We start from the raw sequence: 19,008 nt of genomic DNA, 5'->3' as shown, positions 1-19,008 counted from the left end.
GCTTTCCGCCCGTTCCCTTCGGAAGATCCCGGCGGGACGTGGGTCCGGGGTTTACCGGACCGTTCAAGGGACGACAGTCGGAAACGAAAGGCCCAAGATGACCGATACGCTGCTTTCCGCGGACATTCACCTTATCCAGCGGATCCTGCCGCACCGTTACCCGTTCCTGCTCGTGGACCGTGTCGTCGACATCGACGGCTACCAGTCCGCCGTCGGCATCAAGAACGTCACCATGAACGAGCCCCATTTCCAGGGACACTTCCCCGGTCAGCCGATCATGCCCGGCGTCACCATCGTCGAGGCGATGGCACAGACCTCGGCGGTGATGGTGGGCACAGCGCTCGGCCTCGCGGACAAGAACCTGAAGGTCTATTTCATGGCCATCGACAAGTGCAAGTTCCGCCGCATGGTGGTGCCCGGCGACCAGCTGCGGATGAAGCTCACCACGGTGCGCGGCAAGCCCGGCGGCAAGGTCTGGAAATTCGCGGGGGTGGCCGAGGTCGACGGCGAGATGGCCGCAGAGGCCGAATTCACAGCGATGATGGACCTGCCCGCATGAGCACCGAGATCCACCCCAGCGCCGTCGTCGAGGAGGGCGCGCAGATCGGGGAAGGTTGCCGCATCGGCCCCTTCTGTCACGTCGGCGCCGAGGTGGTACTCGGTCCGCGCGTCGAGCTGAAATCCCACGTCGTGATCACCGGCGACACCGAGATCGGCGAAGAGACGGTGATCTTCTCCTTCGCGGTGATCGGCGAGATCCCGCAGGATCTCAAGTTCCGTGGCGAGAAGACCCGGCTGGTCATAGGCAAGCGCAACCGCATCCGCGAGCATGTCACCATGAACTGCGGCACCGAGGGCGGTGGCGGCGTCACCCGCATCGGCGACGACGGCCTGTTCATGGCGGGTTGCCACGTGGCCCACGACGCGCAGATCGGCGACCGGGTGATCCTCGTGAACAACTCGGCCATCGCCGGGCACTGCGTGCTCGACGATGACGTCATCGTCGGCGGCCTTTCGGGCGTGCACCAGTGGGTGCGCATCGGGCGCGGGGCGATCATCGGTGCGGTCACCATGGTGACCAACGACGTGATCCCCTACGGCCTCGTGCAGGCGCCGCGCGGTAAGCTCGACGGGCTGAACCTCGTGGGGCTGAAGCGCAAGGGCGTGAGCCGCTCCGACATCACCGCGCTGCGCGCCGCGTTCCAGATGCTGGCGCAGGGTGAGGGTGCCTTTGCCGACCGAGCACGCCGGCTGGGAGACGAAACCCAGAGCGACTACGTGCGTGAGATCGTGGCCTTCATCCTCGGTGACAGCGACCGTCACTTCCTGACGCCGGGCTGAGACCGTGCTGGCACTGATCGCAGGGCAGGGGGCCTTGCCCCGCGCGGTGGCAGAGGCCTCGACCGAGCGACCGCTGATCTGCGCCCTTGAGCCGCACGCGCCCGAGGGGCTGACGGTGGACCGCAGCTTCCGTGTCGAGCGTCTTGGCGGCTTCCTGCACTGGCTGCGGCGCAAGGGTGTGCGGCGGATCTGCATGTGCGGCCGCGTCCAGCGCCCCGAGCTCCGGCTGTCGCGGCTCGACTGGCGCACCGCGTTGATGCTGCCCGCTATGCGCCGTGCGCTCAAGCGTGGCGATGACGGTGCGCTGCGCATCGTGATCTCGCTGCTCGAGGAGCAGGGGTTCGAGATCGTCGGCGCCCACGAGGCCGCACCGAGCCTGCTGCCGCCCGAGGGCGTGCCCACCCGCGCCCAGCCAGACGAGGCCGCCCGAGCCGCCGCGCTGCTGGGGGATCGCGTCAGCGCAGAGCAGGGCGCCCGCGACTTCGGACAGGCCTGCGTCATCCGCGACACCGAGCTTCTCGCCCGCGAGGACGACGCCACCGGCACCGACGCCATGATCGACGCCCTCACCGGCGCCGAGGGCGGGGTCCTCTACAAGGCCGAGAAGCCCGGGCAGGACACCCGCGTCGACCTGCCGGTGATCGGGCCCCGCACCGCCCGCGGCGCCATTCGCGCCGGGCTCGCGGGCATCGTCGTCTCGGCGGGCGGCGTCATGGTTCTGGACCGCGGCGAGGTGCTGTCGCTGCTCGACGAGGCCGGGCTCTTCCTCTGGGTCCGGGAGCGCCCGTGATGCACATCTTCATCACCGCGGGCGAGCCTTCGGGCGACAAGCTGGGGGCGGCGCTGATGCAGGGCCTGCGTCGGCGCGTGCCCGACGTCCGCTTCACCGGCATTGGCGGCGAACGCATGATCGCCGAGGGGCTCGAGAGCCTGTTTCCCATGGACGAGATCTCGGTCATGGGCATCACCGAGATCCTGCGCCAGTACGGGGCGCTGAAGGCGCGCATCCGCGAGACCTCCGAGGCGGTGGTCGCTGCCCGTCCCGATGCGCTGGTGACGGTCGACCTGCCCGAGTTCTCGCTGCGCGTGGCCAAGCAGGTCAAGGCGGCCTCCGACATCCGCGTGGTGCATTACGTGGCGCCCACGGTCTGGGCCTGGCGCCCGGGCCGCGCCGCCAAGATGGCCGCCCACGTCGACCAGGTGCTGGCGCTGCTGCCCTTCGAGCCGCCCTACATGGAAGCCGCCGGGATGCGCTGCGATTTCGTCGGCCACCCGGTGGTGACCGAGCCGCAGGCGTCGCCCGGCGAGCAGGCCGCCTTCCGCGCCCGACACAGAATCGGCGACGCGCCCATGGCGCTGGTGCTGCCGGGCTCGCGCCGCTCGGAGATCAGCCGGCTGGGCCCGGTGTTCCGCGAGGTGGCGGAGCGTGTGCATGCCGCGCGCCCCGAGCTTCAGCTGGTGATCCCCGCCGCGACCCCGGTTGCGCCGCTGGTGGAAGAGCTCTGCGCCGACTGGCCGGGCAACCCGCTGGTGCTCGATCCGCGCAGTCTGGGCGAGGAGGCCGCCGCCGAGAAGCGCGCCGCCTTCGGGGCTGCCGACGTGGCGCTGGCCGCGTCGGGCACCGTAGCGCTCGAGCTCGCCGCCGCCGCGACGCCCATGGTCATCGGCTACGACATGGGCTGGCTGTCGCGGCAGATCATCGGGCGGCTGCTGCTGGTCGATACGGTCAATCTCGTGAACCTGGTCTCCGAGACCCGCACCATCCCCGAGTTCATCGGCAAGGACTGTCGCCCCGAACCGATCGCCGAGGCGCTGCTGCAGGTGATCGATGCACCCGAGGCACAGTCCGAGGCCATGGCGCTGACCATGGAGCGTCTGGGGCGCGACGGACCGCACCCCGGCGACCGCGCCGCACAGGCGGTGCTCGAAGGGCTGGGACAGGACTGAAAACGGCACCGAAAAGGCTGAAACGCAAAACCGCCGCGAGGATCGCTCCCCGCGGCGGTTTCACGTCTTTGGTATCGAACGCGTGACCGCGATTACTGGCGCAGGGCCGAGCTCGCGTCGTAGGCGGCGGTGAAGCCGGACAGCGACATGTCGAGTTCGACCTCCTGATCGGGCGCCAGCGCCGGAACGATGGTCACCTTCGCCGACTTGCCCCCCTTGAAGCGCGCGACGTCATCGGCGGTAAAGCCGACACGGGCGTAGCAACCGACCTGCGTGCAGAACGAGAAATCGTAGCGCTTGGCCTGACCGCCATCGACCGAGATCGTCACCTTCTGGGTCAGCAGGGTCTCGAGCGGCACGATGAAGGTGCCGCCGGCCGCGACCTGACCGCCGTTCGACAGGCGGAACATGCTCACCTCGGCGACGTTGCCGCCGTTCTGGTCCTTGAGCAACTGATACATCTGGCAGGGATCCTCGGCGTCGGTGCCCTCGGGCACGCGCAGGCACTGGAGCTGCCAGTCGCCGTGGGTCGCGGCGATGTAGGTCTCGGGCTGCTGGCCGTTTGCGCCCGGCACGCCGCCATCGGTCTCGCCGAGGGTGAGGTCACCGCCGACGGGGCCGGCGCCTGCTGCGGGGGCCTCGGTCTCTGCGGCGGGCTGCTCTGCAGTGTCCTGCGCCAGCACGGGGGCGGCGGCAAGGCTTGCCAGCAGCGGCAGTGCCCACAGGACATTTCGCGATCTGGTCATGGAAACTCCTAAACTCTGGTGTCGCTTCCCGGCCCGGTTAGCATGTCCGCAGAGCGGTGTCAGGCCGTAAAAGGACGCGGGGGATAGGGCGGCGGAAAGCTGCAACCCCGCTCGAACAAAAGAGAAAAGGGACCAAACGGCCCCTTCCCCCTTGCTCCCTGCCGGACCGGCCGACTTTGTCATTGGGCGAACGCTACGAAACTCTTTTGCAACGGTCAACAGGGTTTCTCACAACCTCGCGATCACGATGCCGAAAAAGGCCGCACCCGTGAGGGCGCGGCCAGTCTGACAGGGAGGAAGTCTGCCCGAAGCAGGAGAGGACATGATGCCCCGAGCAAAAACGACACTGGCATCAAATGGTTAAGAATGTATTCTTGCTGCGGTGGGTGGCCGGAGAGGATCCATGGACAACGGCGTTTTTTTGGGCGGAGCCGGCGAGGGTTACGCGGAAAAGCAATACCTGGCGCTGAATTACGCGAACCGCCACGGGCTGGTGGCCGGGGCCACCGGCACCGGCAAGACGGTGACGCTGCAGATCCTGGCCGAGGGCTTCTCGGCCGCGGGCGTGCCGGTCTTCCTGTCGGATGTGAAGGGCGATCTCGCGGGGCTGGCGCGGCCGGGTTCCGAGACCGCGAAGCTGCACGCGCCCTTCATGGAGCGCAACGCCCGGATCGGCTTCGACGATTTCACCTACCAGGCCTTTCCGGCGGTGTTCTGGGATCTCTTCGGCGCGCAGGGGCACCCGGTGCGCACCACCGTGGCCGAGATGGGCCCGCTGCTGCTCGGTCGCCTGCTCGAACTCACCGAGGCGCAGGAAGGTGTGCTCAACATCGCCTTCCGGCTCTCCGACGAGCAGGGACTGCCGCTTCTCGACCTCAAGGACCTGCAGGCGCTGCTGGTCTGGGTGGGCGAGAACCGCGAGGAGCTGTCGCTGCGCTACGGCAATATCTCCACCGCCTCGGTGGGTGCGATCCAGCGCCGCCTGCTGGTGCTCGAGAACCAGGGCGGCACGCAGCTCTTCGGCGAGCCCGCGCTCGAGCTTGCCGACCTGATGCGCACCGGCACCGACGGGCGCGGGCAGGTCAACATCCTCGCTGCCGATCGGCTCATGGGCGCACCCCGGCTCTACGCGACCTTCCTGCTCTGGCTGCTCTCCGAGCTCTTCGAGGACCTGCCAGAGGTCGGCGACCCCGAAAAGCCCAAGCTGGTGTTCTTCTTCGACGAGGCCCACCTGCTCTTCGACGACGCCCCCAAGGCACTGGTCGACAAGGTCGAGCAGGTGGCGCGGCTGATCCGCTCCAAGGGCGTAGGGGTCTATTTCGTCACGCAGGATCCCGACGACATCCCCGGGGACATCCTCGGCCAGCTCGGCAACCGGGTGCAGCACGCGCTGCGCGCCTTCACCGCGCGCGACAGGAAGGCGCTCCGGCAGGCGGCCGAGACCTACCGCCCGAACCCCGCCTTCGACACCGAGACTGCGATCCGCGAGGTCGGCACCGGCGAGGCGGTGACCTCGATGCTGCAGAAGAAGGGCGTGCCGGGCATCGTCCAGCGCACGCTGATCCGGCCACCCTCGTCGCAGCTTGGTCCCATCACCGCGGCCGAGCGCAAGGACGCCCTCGCCGCCTCGCCGCTCGCCGGCAAATACGACACCGCCATCGACCGCCACTCCGCCTACGAGATGCTGAAGGCGCGCGCCACCGCCGCTGCCGAAGCCGCGGAAACCGCCGAGCGGACGCCTGCGGAGCCGGACCGCGAACACAGCCACGCCCGCCGCTACGAACCGAGCCCGCGTCGCGAAACACCCCGCAGTCGCCGGACCCGCTACGGTGCGCCGCAATCCGTGGGCGAGGCGCTGGGGCAGGCGGTGCTGAAGGAGCTCTCCGGCACCACCGGAAAGCGCCTTGTCCGGGGCATCCTCGGCAGCCTCTTCAAGGCGCGCTGAGCCGCCCCTTCATCTTGCCCGACAAACTCCGGGGGAGTCCGCGTCAGCGGACGGGGGCAGCGCCCCCGGCAACACCGGCCACCAGGCCCGCCCCCCGGGGTCCGCGTCCAAGCCCGCTCACTCCGCCGCCAGCGTCCCCCGCACCACCGCGTCGAAGAACCGCCCCAGCCGATGCCGGTCCACGGGCTTGGCCAGGAGCTCGATCTGCAACGCCGCGCAGGCCTCGCGCAGCGCCTCCGAGCGGTCGGCCGAAACGATGGCGCAGGGCAGGCGGCCGAGCCGCGTGGTGATCTCGCCGAAGAGCTGTGTGCCGGTCATGCCCGCGCCCAGCTGGTAGTCGAGCAACAGCGCGTCCGGGGTGATCTCGAGATCCTGCAGCAGGTCGAGCGCGCTGGCCGCGTCCTCGGCCTCGATCACGTTGACGCCCCAGCTCTCCATGAGCACGGTGATGGCGCGGCGCAGCTGCGGGTCGTTCTCGACCAGCAGCACGATCAGCCCCGCCTGCGCCAGCCCGCTCGGTCGCGCAGGTCCGGCGACCGTGGGCCGCGACGGCACGGCACCGCCGACCACCGGCAGGCTCACCATGAAGCACGAGCCGCGCCCGGGCTCGGACCAGAGCCCCAGCGGGTGCCCGAGCCGGGCGCAGGCTCGCTCGACGATGGCAAGCCCGAGCCCCAGCCCGTCGTTGCTCGAGGCGCGGGTGTCGAGCCGCTTGAACTCCTCGAAGATGGTGGACTGGTCCTCCTCGGCGATGCCGGGGCCGGTGTCCCAGACCTCGATCCGGGCAGCGCCGCCACGGCGCCGGATCCCCACGACGACGCGGCCTGCGTCGGTGTAGCGGATGGCGTTGGCGACGAGGTTCTGCACCACCCGGCGCAGGTAGGACGGGTCGCTCTCGACCGTGAGCCCGCTGTCGATCATCCGGAGCTTCAGGCCCTTGCGCGCCGCGAGCACCTCCATCTCGTCGCGGAGGGGCCCGATGATCTCGCGCAGCGCGACGGGCCGGATGTCGAACTTCAGCGCATCGGACTCGAGCTTCGAGATGTCGAGCAGCGCGTCGATCAGTTGCTCGGCCGAGGTCAGCGCCGACTCCGCCTTGCCCAGCACCGCCCGGTCGCCGTCGTTGCCCATCCGGTCCGCGAGCGAGGAGATGAAGAGCTTGGCGGCGGACAGCGGCTGCAGCAGGTCGTGGCTCGCCGCGGCAACGAAGCGTGACTTCGAGGCATTGGCCCGTTCCGCCGCCGACAGCGCGTCCTCGAGTTCGAGCGTGCGTTCCATCACCCGCTGCTCGAGCATCTCGTTGACCTCGGTCAGCCGCCGCGCCGCCTCGCGCTCGGCGGTGACGTCGGTGCAGGAGAACAGGAAGCCGCCGTCGGGCATGCCGCGCCCGAAGACCTGCAGCACCGTGCCCACGTCGCGGGTCAGCTCGAAGCTGATCGGCCCACGCCGCCCGGATTGTTCCGCCCAATGGCGAAAGCCCTCGCGGGCACCATCGCTGGCGAAATGGAATTCAGGCTCCAGCAGCCCATTCAGCCCCTCGAAGGAGGCGCCCAGATGCAGACGCCGAACGGGGAGGTTCAGCAGCGTGCCGATCTTCTCGTTCCACGCCACCAGCCGGGCGGTCTCGTCGAAGATGCAGACGCCCTGGTCGAGATGGTCGAGCGTGGCGCGGATCATCCGCGTCTGCTTGTCCTTGAGCTTCAACCGTTCCTGCCGCTCGAGCCGGATGATGTCGGTGACGTCGGTCTGCAGGATCACCGTGCCGCTGTTGGCGGTGCGATGCTCGGAGACCTGCAGCCATCGGTCCTGCCCGTGGCGCACGTTGAAGAGCACGCGGCGGTCGTTGTGCTTGCGCATCCGGTCGCGGGCCCAGGCCTCGGCGCTGGTGCCTTCGGGCAGCGACAGGTAGCGCGAGCGGCTCACCCGGTCGACGTAGTCCTCGAAGGCCAGCCCGGGGCGCAGGTCGCGCACGGTGTCACGGAAATCGCGGCAGAAGCGCGAGTTGCACATCACCAGAAGATCGTTGCCGTCGAACAGAGCAAAGCCCTCGGAGACCGTCTCGATGGCGTCGGCGAGGTTGCGGCGGGCGGCCTCGGTCTCGTCATTGGCCCGCGCAAGCTGGGCGTTGGACTCGTGCAGCAGGTTCAGCGTGCGCTCAAGCTCGAGCGTTCGCTCGCGCACCCGCTTCTCGAGCAGGGCGGCGCGTTCGAACTGGGCGTATGCCTCGCCGGACTGGGCGCTGTTGTGCTCGACGTGGCGCATCAGAGATTCCGCGATGCGCAGCAGCTTTTCGTTCTGAACCTCGATGGGATCTGCAGGGTTTATCAATGACATGCAGGATCATCCTCAGGTCCATCCGGGGCGTAGAACGCCACGCCGGTCAGGGTCTGGTTGACGTGCAGCGCGCCGATCTGTTCGCCATAGGTGTTGAAGCCGATGACATTGTGCTTGGACAGGATGTCCGAGATCGCGCGGGTCTGCTGGAATTGCCCGGCCTCGATCCGGCGCAGCACGCAATCGCAACCGAGGATCTGCTGCGGCCGGCGCCCCTCCGAAAGCGTGCCGAGCGCGCGGTCGAGATGCGCAGCCATGTCCTCGGGCTCGGCAAGGGTGAGCACCATGCCCTCGTTGATGGCAGAGAAGAACATGAGGTTGCCGTGCTCGTCGACGCGCTGGATCGAGCGCACGTGGTGGCTGTCGCCAAGCCGCACCACCACCGGGTGGGCGGCGAAGGTGAAGGTGTCGAGCTGGTGCGGATCCTTGCCCAGCAGCCGGGCGTATTCGGCGGCGGCGGGCGAGCCGTTGATCTCCATCACCATGCGGCTGTCGGGATCGGCGCGGGTGACGACCATGCGGGTTTCGGTCGGGCGCAGGTGGTCGATGCTGAACACCTTGACCGGGCAGCGGCTGCGCACCAGCGCCAGCAGCGCAGCGTTGCGCCGGACCCGGCCATTCCACGACAGCCACGTGGCGCCGAAGTCGGTTCCGTCGCCGGTCGAGCCTCCGAAAAGCGGCATCGGCCCCATGGCCGAGGCCAGGATAGAGGCGAGATTCTCTTCCTGCATCGACAGCCCATCGACCATCAGGAAGGCGAATTCCGAACCCTTATCAGGAGCTTCCACATTGAGGCTCATGCGGCGCTGGATGAGCTGGTCGATCACCCGGCGGTCGTCGAGCGTGTCGAGATTGTCGATCGCCAGCGCGTCCACGGTGAACAGCGCCGAGGGGAAGCCGATGGCGATGATCTGGCCTTCCTCGTAGCCGCTGCGGCCGATCTCGCCGGCGGTGGTGCAGGCAAAGACGTCGGCCTTGCCGAAGGCGCCGCTGAAGGCCCGGTTGAGCGCTGCGAAATCCGCCTGAGGCGAGACGAAGAAACACACCAGCTCGAACGGTCCGGGACCGAGCTGCGCCGAGATCGCGGCGACAGCGTCGCGCGCGTCGCAGGGCACCTGAGCAAGGCTCAGGGCGCCGTTGGCGTCCGAGGCACGGGTGTCCGTCATGTCCTCCCCCGAGGAGCGCGGCATGGCGCAGTCCAAGACATCGACCCTCCCAAGCGATGTGGCGGACAGATTACGGCGCGGCACCTTCGTTTGGCAAGACCCGGCTGAAATGCGCTTCCTGCGCGATCAGCACCGCCTGCGTGCGGCTGTGAACGCCGAGTTTCCGCATGATTGCAGTGACATGCGCCTTGACCGTGGTCTCGGCGATGGAGAGGTCATAGGCGATCTGTTTGTTGAGCTTGCCCTCGCAGATCAGCGACAGGATCCGGGCCTGCTGGCCGGTGAGCGTCGCCAGCCGTTCGAGCGCATCGCCGGGGCCGTCCTCGCCGGGGCCCTGCGGGTCGATGTAGCCGTCGGGGGTGAAGGCCTCGCCCCGGGCCATGGCCTCGAAGGCGCGGCGGAACACCGAGCGCTGCGAGTGCTTGGGCACGAAACCGTCGGCCCCGGCCTTGAGCGCCTGGCTGATCATCCGGTTGTCGGCCATGGACGAGGCGATGATGATGGCGGCTCGGGGGGCGGCATTGCGCAGCCGCACCAGCCCGTCCAGCCCGTTCACGTCGGGCAGGTTGAGGTCGAGGATCACGAGGTCGGGCGGCTCGCCCTGCGCCACGATGTCGAGCGCCTTCTCAAGCGTCCCCGCCGTGCGGATCTCTTCGAAATCCGCGATGGATTGCAGCGTCAGCGTGAGCGCGTCGCAGAACAGCGGGTGGTCGTCGACCACCAGCGCCCGCGACTGCCCGCGTTCCGACAGGATTTCGGCTCGTTCTCTCATCTTGGCGGCTCTTCCGTGTCCTCGCTCCCGTTCCACAGGATAGCGCGTCCGAGGGCCTGCGTAAAACGTGCCAAAAGGTCTAAGACCGGGATCAGAACCAGCTCTCGACGGTCCTCGAGGCCGAGGAGATGTCCTGACCGACGCCGTCGATGGTGCCGCAGGCCGCGACAAGGGCCACGAAGGCCAGAAGGATTGCCTGTTTCATCTGTCTGCTCGCTTCATTTGTCTTTGTTGGTCTTGGTGCCTGTGGGGTGTTCCCCTGACCGTGTTGCCCGGCCATGTCACGCCATATTAGCGCGTATCGTCAATCCTGCCACCACCATGCGTTTGGCATCCAGTCGGTCCAGTCGCCGTAGACGGGCAGGTGATCGGGGTACTTCAGTTCCTTGACGTGGGCGATCCGCGAGACGTTCCACTGGTAGATCGGGATCACGTAGCGCCCGGTGGTCAGGATCCGGTCGAGCGCGCGGCTCGCGGCGATGAAATCCTCCTGGCTGGTGGCGTTCAACAGGGTGTCGATCATCGCGTCCGCGGCCTCGGACTTCATGCCCATGAGGTTGCGCGAGCCGATGTTGTCGGCGGCCTCGGAGCCCCAGTAGAGCCGCTGCTCGTTGCCGGGAGACAGCGAGATGCCGCGCCGGAAGAAGGTCATGTCGAAGTCGAAGGCGTTGATGCGCTCGTTGTATTGCGCGGCGTCGATCACCGTCACCCGCGGCGAGATGCCCATGCGGGTGAGCGCCTGCACGAAGATGTCGATGATCGACTGCTCCTCGCCCGAGCCCTGTGCCAGTACGATCTCGAAGCTGAAGGGTTGACCGGCGGCGTTCTTCATCACGCCGTCCTGCACCGTCCAGCCGGCCTCTTCCATGCGGTCCATGGCGGCGCGGATGTTGCTGCGGTTGCGCGCGGTGCCGTCGCCCTCGGGCACCGTGTAGCCGTCGAGCGCGCCGGGCAGGAGGTCGTCGGCGAAGGGCTCGAGCATCTCGCGCACGCGGCCCTCGGCGGGGCCGTGGCTCATGCCGAGCTCGGAATTGGAGAAATACGAGGTGATGCGCGGCTGGCGCGAGCCGGTCATGGTCTCGTTGATGTACTCGAAGTTGAAGGCGTGCATCATCGCGTCGCGCACGCGCCAGTCGGCGAAGGCGCTGTGGCGGGTGTTCATCACGAAGCCGGTCATGCCGGTGGGCCGTCCGTGGCCGATCTCGGACTTCACCACGTCGCCGCGCTGAACGGCGGGAAAATCGTATTGCGTCAGCCACTTCTCGGCGTTGTTCTCGCGGATCGCGTTAAGCTCTCCGGCCTTGAACGCCTCGAATTGCACGGTGCCGTCGCCGAAGAACTCCATGCGGATCTCGTCGAGGTTGGCCTGGCCCTTCATGAAGGGCAGGTCGCGGCCCCAGTAGTCCGGATCGCGCCTGAGGGTCACGTAGCGGCCCGCCTCGTAGCTCTCGATCACGTAAGGCGCCGAGGACACCGGCACCACGTCAAGCCCGCTCGAGGCGAAGTCGCGGCCGTCCCACTGCGCCTTCTTCATGATCGGGCGCATGCCGATGATGAGCGCCAGCTCGCGGTCGTCGGTATTGAAGGTGAAGCGGACCGAGCGCGGGCCGGTCTGCTCCATGCTTTCGATCTGGCTCCAGGTGCCTCGGTAGCGGGGATGGCCCTCGGTTCCGAGGGTTTCATAACTCCACATCACGTCCTCGATGGTGACGGGGCTACCGTCCGAGAAGTGCGCCTCGGGGCGGAGGGTGAACTCGACCCACTCACGATTCGGGCCGGTCTCGACGCTTTCGGCCAGCAGGCCGTAGAGCGTGAAGGGTTCGTCCCAGCTGCGTCCCATGAGGCTTTCGTAGGCGAGGAAGCGGAGCTGCCACGGCACCGTCCCCTTGAGGATATGCGGGTTGAGGCTGTCGAAACTGCCGGTTTCGCCCATCACCAGACGCCCGCCGGTGGGGGCGTCGGGATTGGCGTAGGGCAGGTGATCGAAATCCGGGGGCAGGGCGGGTTCGCCGTACATCGCTATGCCGTGCTGCGGTTCTGCCTCCGCGATTCCCGGCAGTCCGAGACTCGCCGCGACCAGAACCGCGGCGACCGCGCGGCGGCAGAAAATATCACCCATCATTTCCGAAACAATCCCGTTCTGCCCTTGTTTTCTTGGCCCCGGACCCTACCGGGGCTTTTACGTCTTTTCAAACTTTTAGCTTGGACTCCGGCGGTAAAGCGCGTATAACAATATCACTGCTCGATAGGTTTCTTGCCTGTATGAAACCTGCCTCAATGACTGAACGCCGGCCTCGTGCCGGCGTTTTTTTTGGTTCGGAGCGGTGTTGGAGTACCGTGTTAGCGCCGGAAGGAACCGGGGTCTCGCGGGGCTTCTAACGGGCTCGTGAGCGCTTGGCCAATCCCGAAACCGTGAACCTTGCCGCGGCAATCCCGCACACCAGATAGCCCCTTATCTTGCAGGTGCAGAATGATATGCTGCCGGCAAATCAACGAGGAGATCCAATCATGTCACTGAAAGGCAAGACGGCCGTCATCACCGGTTCGAATTCCGGTATCGGGCTCGGGATCGCGCGGGAACTGGCGCGGGCCGGAGCATCGGTCGTGCTCAATTCCTTCACGGACACCGATGAGGACCACAAGCTCGCCGAGGAGCTCGGGCGCGAGTTCGGGGTGGATGCGCGTTACATCAAGGCCGACATGTCGAAGGGGGACGAGTGCCGGGCGCTGATCGAGACGGCGGGCAGCTGCGACATCCTCGTGAACAACGCCGGCATCCAGTTCGTGTCGCCGATCGACGAGTTCCCGCTCGACAAGTGGGATGCGATCATCGCGATCAACATGAACTCGGCCTTCCACTGCACTGCGGCGGCGCTGCCGAAGATGCGGACGGCAGGCTGGGGCCGGATCGTCAACGTGGCCTCGGCGCACGGCCTGACGGCGTCGCCCTACAAGTCCGCCTATGTCGCGGCCAAGCACGGCGTCGTCGGCATGACCAAGGTGGTGGCACTGGAGACCGCAAAGGAGCCGATCACCTGCAACGCCATCTGCCCGGGCTACGTGAAGACCCCGCTGGTCGAGGCGCAGATCCCCGACACCGCGAAGAAGTACAACATGTCCGAGGAGGAGGTGATCGAGAAGGTGCTTCTGGAGCGCCAGCCCTCGAAGGCCTTCGCCACCGTCGAGCAGATCGGCGGCACGGCGGTGTTCCTGTGCTCGGACGCCGCAGAGCAGATCACCGGCACCACGATCTCGGTCGACGGCGGCTGGACGGCGCTCTGAGCGACCGGGAGCCGGGTCGGAGGGGCGCTGCCCCTCTTGCCCTTCGGGCAATTCACCCCGGGATATTTTCAGCCATTGGAAGCCCCGAGGGAGGCACCCACGGATGACGCGACGCATCAACCTGGCGCTGCAGGGCGGGGGCGCGCATGGCGCCTTCACCTGGGGCGTGCTCGACCGGCTGCTCGAGGAAGAGGACATCGAGATCGCCGCGATCTCGGGCACCTCGGCGGGGGCCCTGAACGGCGCGGCGCTGAAGGCCGGGCTTGCGAGCAACGGCCGCGAGGGTGCGCGCGAGACGCTGGACTGGCTCTGGCACGAGGTCTCTGGGCTGCGCGACATCGCGGTGCCGGACTGGATGAACGCCTTCCTGCCGGCGCCGGGACTGGTGAGCCAGGCGGTGCAGTACTCGGCGGCCTATGCGGCGGGCGAGGCGGTGGGGCGGATGTTCTCGCCCTACGCCTGGGGCCCGCTCTACCGAAACCCGCTGGAGCGCATCGTCGAGCGGCTGGATTTCGGCCGGATCTGCTGCGGCGAGGGCCCCGAGTTCTTTGTCTCGGCCACCTCGGTGCGCGATGGCAAGGTGCGGGTCTTCGAGGGCGAGCGGCTCTGTCCGGAGGCGATCCTCGCCTCGGCCTGCCTGCCGACGCTGTTCCAGGCGGTGCAACTGACCGACCCGGAGACCGGCGAGACCGAGGCCTTCTGGGATGGCGGCTACTCGGGCAACCCGGCGCTTTTCCCGCTGTTCCGACCGTCGCTTCCCGATGATCTGCTGATCGTCAACATCAACCCGCTGATCCGTGAGGCGGTGCCGATGACCCCGCCGGAGATCCAGAACCGCATCGACGAGATCAGCTTCAACGCAGCACTCCTGCGCGAGCTACGCGCCATCGAGTTCGTCCAGCGGCTCATCGAGGCGGGCTCGATCCGGCCCGGCGCGATGAAGAAGCTGCGGGTGCACATGATCGCCGACGACGACCTGATGAACGAGCTCTCTGCCGCGACCAAGCTGGTGCCGCTGCCGACGGTGCTGGCGCAGCTCAAGGCCGCGGGGCGCGCCGCGGCGGACCTGTTCCTGACCGAGCACGGCGCAGACGTGGGTGTGCGCCAGACCGCGGACCTGCGGGCGATGTTCGCCTGACAGGGCCAGCGGCTCAGAGCAGGCCCCAGAACCGCGCCATGGCGCGCACCGCGCAGATCCCGGCATCGGTGATGAAATCGCGCGCCTCGCCGCAGGGGGCGGGATCTCCGTCCGCGTCGATGGGCATGGCGTGGTCGAAGCCCGGCAGCTCCCAGGTCTCGATCCGGGGCGTACCGTCGGCGCCGAGGTAGAGCTTGCGGATGGCGCCGTCGATGGTCTCGGTGCTGGCGGGCGTGGCGTCGATGCCCTGCACCGCGGTCCATTGCTCGGTGAGCTCGGTCAGGTTGCCCGGGTCGACCGTGCCGTCCGCGGCCCCTTGCCAGATCGAGATCAGCGGCCAGTCGTGGTCGCCGTCACCCGCCGCCTCGCGGACGTAGCGGGCCCAGTCCTCGGGCGCGCGGTCAGTGGCGGGCGTGGTGACCTTGATGCCGCAGGCGAGCGCCGCGTCGCCGCCGTCGAGCGCGGGGATCACCCGCATCCAGCGCCACCAGTGCCAGAACCCGTCCAAGTCGGAGCGCGGGCGGTTGCAGCCATAGGGCGGCCCCGCGACGATACCGCCGCCGGCGAAGCGGTCGGGGTGGCCGGCGATCATCGCCGCCGTCATGCCGCCGCCCGCCGAGAGACCCAGAACGTAGACCTGCGCCGGATCGGCGCCGTCGGTCGCGATGACATGGTCGATCATCTGCATGATCGAGGCGCTTTCGCCGCGACCGGGCAGGTTGTCCTCTTCGTCGTACCAGCGGAAGCAGAGGTGCATCTGGTTGTCCTCGCGCTGCTGCGGCAGCAGCAGCAGCGCCGGCAGCGTATCGGCAAGCGCGGTGAGGCCGGTCTCGGCGTCGAAGGCCTCGGCGCTCATGCTGCAACCGTGCAACGCAACGAGGAGCGGCAGGCCCGGCGCGGCGCCATCGGGCGTGTAGAGCACCGCGTCGAGCGCACCGGGGTTGTCGCCGAAATCGCCGAGCGGCGCCGAAGAGCCGGCGGGCAGGGGTCCCGGAAGTGCTGTGGCGAGCAAGAGGGGAAGGATGCAAACCCCGTGACGGATGCGCTGAAGCATGGGTCTCTCCGTCTGAAATGGATGACTTGAGCGGGATAAATGCTCGCATGAGTTGCGCACAAGACAAAGGCGCATCATCCGGGGACGCGCTGCCAGCAACCCGGTTTCCGGGGAAATGATCAGTTCGGAAGCGTTCGGCGCCCGCGCGGTCAGGACGCCTTGCGCACCGGCTCGACCTGCGGCTTGCCGCCGGGCTTCTCGGGCGGATAGACGAGCCCCGCCGAGATCACCAGCTTGGCCGCGTCCTCGATGGACATGTCGAGCTCGACGACGTCCTCCTCGGGAAAGTACAGCAGGAAGCCCGAGGTCGGGTTCGGAGTCGTCGGCACGAAGACCGACACGAGGTCGCCCATGGTTTCGGCCCGCGTGGCAATCTCGCCCCTGGCCTTGGTCGAGATGAAGCCGATCGCCCAGATTCCCTTGCGTGGATACTGCACGAGGCAGGCGCGCTCGAAGCTGCGCTCGGACTGGGCGAAGACAGTCTCGGCGATCTGCTTGATGCCCGAGTAGATAGAACGCACCACCGGCGTCCGGTCGACGAGGGTCTCGGCGAAGCGGATCAGCGAGCGGCCGATGAGGCCCTTGGCGATCCAGCCCACGAGGATGGTGAAGACGAGGAAGAAGATCACCCCGAGGCCGCGCAGGTTGATGCCCACGTATTCCTCGGGGTTGAAGCGCGACGGGATCAGCGGCAGCACGAAGCCGTCGACCCAGCCGAACATCGTCCAGATCAGCCAGATGGTCAGCCCGATCGGTGCGATGACCACGAGCCCGGTCAGGAAGCTCGCACGGAGCGAGGCGAACAGGCCGGGCCTGCGGGGTTTTTCGTCGAAGGGGGTGTTCATCTGGGTCCCGGAGCGCGCAATTGCTTGACGTGAACGTAAGCGTTCGCCGGAGGCTCTACAATGGCGCCCCGGCACCGTTCGCTCAATTCCGGGGCAGGGCGCTCATTTCCATCGCAATGCGCGCACCCAACTTTGCGTTGTGCAGCACCAGCGCGATGTTCGCCTCGAGCGAACGGCCCTCGGTCAGCTCGAAGATGCGCTGCAGGAGGTACGGCGTGAGGCTCTTGCCGCGGATGCCGTGGGACTCGGCGTCGGCGGTGGCGCGGGCGATCACCGGGGCCAGCACCTCGCGCGGGATCTCGGCCTCGGCGGGGATCGGGTTCGCCACGAGCTGCCCACCCGGCAGGCCGAGAGCCGCGCGCATGGCAGCAGCGCGGGCGATCTCGAGCGGGTTGTCCATGCGCAGCGGCGCGCGCAGCCCGGCCTCGCGCGACCAGAAGGCCGGAAGCTGGTCCTGGCCATAGGCGATGACCGGCACGCCCAGCGTCTCGAGCACCTCGAGCGTCTTCGGCAGGTCGAGGATGGCCTTGGCGCCGGCGCAGACAACTGTCACCGGCGTCTGCGCCAGTTCCTGAAGGTCGGCGGAGATGTCGAAGTTCTGTTCGGCGCCGCGATGCACGCCGCCGATGCCGCCGGTGGCGAAACAGGTGATGCCGGCGCGGGCCGCGGCGATCATGGTCGCGGCCACAGTGGTGGCGCCGGTGCCGCCCTGGGCCATGCAGACCGCGAGATCGGCGCGGCTGAGCTTGGCGACGCCGCGCGCCTGCGCCAGCGACTCGAGCTGGGCATCGTCGAGCCCGACGCAGAGCTTGCCTTCGATCACCGCGACGGTGGCGGGAACCGCGCCCTCGGCGCGGATCGTGTCCTCGACCTTGCGCGCCATCTCGAGATTGCGCGGCCACGGCATGCCGTGGGTGATGATGGTGGATTCCAGCGCCACCACCGGCGCGCCCTGCGCAAGAGCTTCGGCAACGGGGGCGGACAGGGACAGAAGGCTCATGACGGGATGTCTCCGGATACGTATGTGGCGGCGGCGGCAAGCGCGCGGTCGAGCGCCTCGGCCCGGCCTGCGCCGCCAAGTTCGGCCACGATATGCGCGGCCATGAAGGTGTCGCCGGCGCCGGTGACACGGGTCACCAGCACCTCGGGCGGACATTCTGCGACGATGCCCTCGGGCGTCGCATCGCAGGCGGCATCGCCGCCGTTGGTCACGACGGCCCGGGCGGCGCCGCGCTCGACCAGCCGGGCGGCGGCCTGCGGGGCGCTGTCGAAGCTGGTCCGGCAGAGCAGCCCGGCTTCCTCGAGATTGACGTAGAGCACGCCGCGACGGGCGCGCAGGAACGGCATCAGCCGCTCGGCCTTGCCGGGACTCGCGGGCGCGATGCGCAGGTCCGCGGCGGCGAAGGCCGGGTCGCGCGCAATCTCGTCGAGCAGCGTTTCGGTCAGGTTGCCGTCGAGCGCCATGGGGCCGTTGTAGGGCGCCTCGACGCTGCCAAGGGTGCCGTCGAGCAGCGGCTGCAGGATGCGCGCGCCGGCGCGTTCCAGCGTATGCGCGTCGGCAATCGCGGCAATGAGCCCGTTGGCGCCTTCGACCGCCATGTAGCGGTCGGTCGGCAGGTCATCGGAGCGGTAGAGATAGCCGGTCTCGCACCCGAGCTGGGCGCAGGCCTCGGTGAGTTCGTTGCCTTCGCGGTCGCGGCCGACGGCACTGAGCAGCCCGGGGCGTAGCCCGAAGCGGGCGAAGGTCATCGCGATGTTCAGCGCGACGCCGCCGGGCAGCCGGGTGATGTGCCCGGGAACATCCGACCCCTGACGCATGTGGCTCGCAGATCGGCCGATGACGTCCCAGAGTACGGAGCCGATGCAGAGGATGTCCGGTGTCTCTTCCATGCGGGGAGTTGTGACCGAGCCGCGCGTTCCGGGCAAGAGGCAGAACGCATGCTGCCGGCGGATCTTCTGCGATGGACCGTGTGAGCGGGACCTGAGGAACGAAGCCCAAGCCATTGGATTATAGTGCCATTCTGGGAAGAATTGTCAGCCTGGGAACCGTATATGGGAGGCATTCTCGGCGTCTGAAGGGGGTGTGGTGCGCAGATCCCTAAGTGTGTGCGCTACTTGAAGCGCGACTCCCATGACCTGCGAGGGTAGGGGCGTCGGCCGATTTCCTCCATCATCTTTTCTCGGAAGACCTCGGCCGGGGTCCTCCAGCCGAGGCATTTGCGGGGCGTGTTGTTGAGCTGGTCGCAGAGTTGCTTCAGCTCGGGCTCTGTCATGGCAGCGACGTCACGCTGCCTTGGAAGCCAGCGGCGGAGCCGGCGGTTGGTGTTCTCGACTGTGCCTTTCTGCCAAGGCGAGGAGGGGTCGCAGAACCACGTTTGGGTTCCGAGCTGGGCCTGCAGGTGCGGCCATGACACGAATTCCGTGCCGCGGTCGAAGGT

At 67.9% G+C, this 19,008-nt stretch carries 18 protein-coding genes; 7 read left to right on the top strand and 11 right to left on the bottom strand.

Going from position 1 to position 19,008, the window contains the following annotated elements:
- Positions 1-97 precede the first annotated feature (97 nt).
- From fabZ to lpxB, 4 genes are read left to right on the top strand one after another with little or no spacing between them, the layout of a single operon-like run.
- A complete protein-coding gene (gene fabZ / locus BLQ77_RS14340; protein WP_008884705.1) occupies positions 98-559 on the top strand; it encodes a 3-hydroxyacyl-ACP dehydratase FabZ in 462 nt (153 codons plus the stop codon).
- On the top strand, positions 556-1,341 hold the full coding sequence (gene lpxA / locus BLQ77_RS14335; protein ID WP_008884444.1) for an acyl-ACP--UDP-N-acetylglucosamine O-acyltransferase: 786 nt from the start codon (positions 556-558) through the stop codon (positions 1,339-1,341). The genes fabZ and lpxA overlap by 4 nt, the downstream gene beginning before the upstream one ends.
- 4 nt (positions 1,342-1,345) lie before the next feature.
- Positions 1,346-2,131, top strand: a complete 786-nt coding sequence (locus tag BLQ77_RS14330; RefSeq protein WP_089960363.1) for an LpxI family protein — start codon at positions 1,346-1,348, stop codon at positions 2,129-2,131.
- Positions 2,131-3,288, top strand: coding sequence for a lipid-A-disaccharide synthase (gene lpxB, locus BLQ77_RS14325; RefSeq protein WP_089960360.1), 1,158 nt, complete (start codon positions 2,131-2,133; stop codon positions 3,286-3,288). Before BLQ77_RS14330 ends, lpxB begins: the two co-directional genes overlap by 1 nt.
- 92 nt (positions 3,289-3,380) lie before the next feature.
- Here the strand turns inward: lpxB and BLQ77_RS14320 are convergent, their stop codons facing one another.
- Positions 3,381-4,034: an invasion associated locus B family protein gene (locus BLQ77_RS14320; RefSeq protein ID WP_089960358.1), complete on the bottom strand. Its 654-nt coding sequence runs from the start codon at positions 4,032-4,034 to the stop codon at positions 3,381-3,383.
- Positions 4,035-4,437: 403 nt separating this feature from the next.
- On the opposite strand from BLQ77_RS14320, the gene BLQ77_RS14315 reads away from it, so the two are divergent.
- Positions 4,438-5,979, top strand: coding sequence for a helicase HerA-like domain-containing protein (locus tag BLQ77_RS14315; protein WP_089960356.1), 1,542 nt, complete (start codon positions 4,438-4,440; stop codon positions 5,977-5,979).
- A gap of 117 nt (positions 5,980-6,096) precedes the next feature.
- On the opposite strand, the gene BLQ77_RS14310 is transcribed toward BLQ77_RS14315, so the two are convergent.
- From BLQ77_RS14310 to BLQ77_RS14290, 5 genes are all read right to left on the bottom strand, one after another.
- Complete coding sequence (locus BLQ77_RS14310; RefSeq protein WP_089960354.1) at positions 6,097-8,313, bottom strand: hybrid sensor histidine kinase/response regulator; 2,217 nt, start codon at positions 8,311-8,313, stop codon at positions 6,097-6,099.
- Entirely contained in the window at positions 8,304-9,479 is a 1,176-nt protein-coding gene (locus tag BLQ77_RS14305) for an FIST N-terminal domain-containing protein (protein WP_242661729.1), read from the bottom strand. The genes BLQ77_RS14310 and BLQ77_RS14305 overlap by 10 nt, the downstream gene beginning before the upstream one ends.
- Positions 9,480-9,549: 70 nt before the next feature.
- Positions 9,550-10,251, bottom strand: a complete 702-nt coding sequence (locus BLQ77_RS14300) for a response regulator transcription factor (protein ID WP_008885258.1) — start codon at positions 10,249-10,251, stop codon at positions 9,550-9,552.
- Positions 10,252-10,342: 91 nt separating this feature from the next.
- Entirely contained in the window at positions 10,343-10,456 is a 114-nt protein-coding gene (locus BLQ77_RS14295; RefSeq protein ID WP_008885260.1) for an entericidin EcnA/B family protein, read from the bottom strand.
- A 99-nt stretch (positions 10,457-10,555) separates the two neighbouring features.
- Positions 10,556-12,373, bottom strand: a complete 1,818-nt coding sequence (locus tag BLQ77_RS14290) for an extracellular solute-binding protein (protein WP_089960349.1) — start codon at positions 12,371-12,373, stop codon at positions 10,556-10,558.
- A gap of 386 nt (positions 12,374-12,759) precedes the next feature.
- Here BLQ77_RS14290 and BLQ77_RS14285 point away from each other — a divergent pair, with 386 nt between their 5' ends.
- Both BLQ77_RS14285 and BLQ77_RS14280 read left to right on the top strand, forming a co-directional pair.
- Positions 12,760-13,533, top strand: coding sequence for a 3-hydroxybutyrate dehydrogenase (locus BLQ77_RS14285; protein WP_089960347.1), 774 nt, complete (start codon positions 12,760-12,762; stop codon positions 13,531-13,533).
- Between the two features lie 103 nt (positions 13,534-13,636).
- Complete coding sequence (locus BLQ77_RS14280) at positions 13,637-14,671, top strand: patatin-like phospholipase family protein (RefSeq protein ID WP_089960346.1); 1,035 nt, start codon at positions 13,637-13,639, stop codon at positions 14,669-14,671.
- 13 nt (positions 14,672-14,684) lie between these two features.
- Here the strand turns inward: BLQ77_RS14280 and BLQ77_RS14275 are convergent, their stop codons facing one another.
- The 5 genes from BLQ77_RS14275 to BLQ77_RS14255 form a co-directional block, all read right to left on the bottom strand.
- The gene (locus BLQ77_RS14275; RefSeq protein WP_089960343.1) at positions 14,685-15,725 is read right to left on the bottom strand and encodes an extracellular catalytic domain type 1 short-chain-length polyhydroxyalkanoate depolymerase; all 1,041 of its coding nucleotides are present in this window, start codon (positions 15,723-15,725) and stop codon (positions 14,685-14,687) included.
- Between the two features lie 149 nt (positions 15,726-15,874).
- Entirely contained in the window at positions 15,875-16,570 is a 696-nt protein-coding gene (locus tag BLQ77_RS14270; RefSeq protein ID WP_008885182.1) for a DUF502 domain-containing protein, read from the bottom strand.
- An 82-nt stretch (positions 16,571-16,652) separates the two neighbouring features.
- Entirely contained in the window at positions 16,653-17,570 is a 918-nt protein-coding gene (locus tag BLQ77_RS14265) for a pseudouridine-5'-phosphate glycosidase (protein ID WP_089960341.1), read from the bottom strand.
- Positions 17,567-18,460: a PfkB family carbohydrate kinase gene (locus BLQ77_RS14260; RefSeq protein WP_089960338.1), complete on the bottom strand. Its 894-nt coding sequence runs from the start codon at positions 18,458-18,460 to the stop codon at positions 17,567-17,569. The genes BLQ77_RS14265 and BLQ77_RS14260 overlap by 4 nt, the downstream gene beginning before the upstream one ends.
- A 221-nt stretch (positions 18,461-18,681) precedes the next feature.
- Positions 18,682-19,008, bottom strand: a 327-nt coding sequence (locus tag BLQ77_RS14255) for an IS30 family transposase (RefSeq protein WP_110476894.1), incomplete at its 5' end; no start/stop codon positions are given.

The organism is Salipiger thiooxidans (assembly GCF_900102075.1).
GTDB classification, from domain to species: domain Bacteria; phylum Pseudomonadota; class Alphaproteobacteria; order Rhodobacterales; family Rhodobacteraceae; genus Salipiger; species Salipiger thiooxidans.
This window is presented reverse-complemented; position numbering and strand designations above follow the sequence as displayed.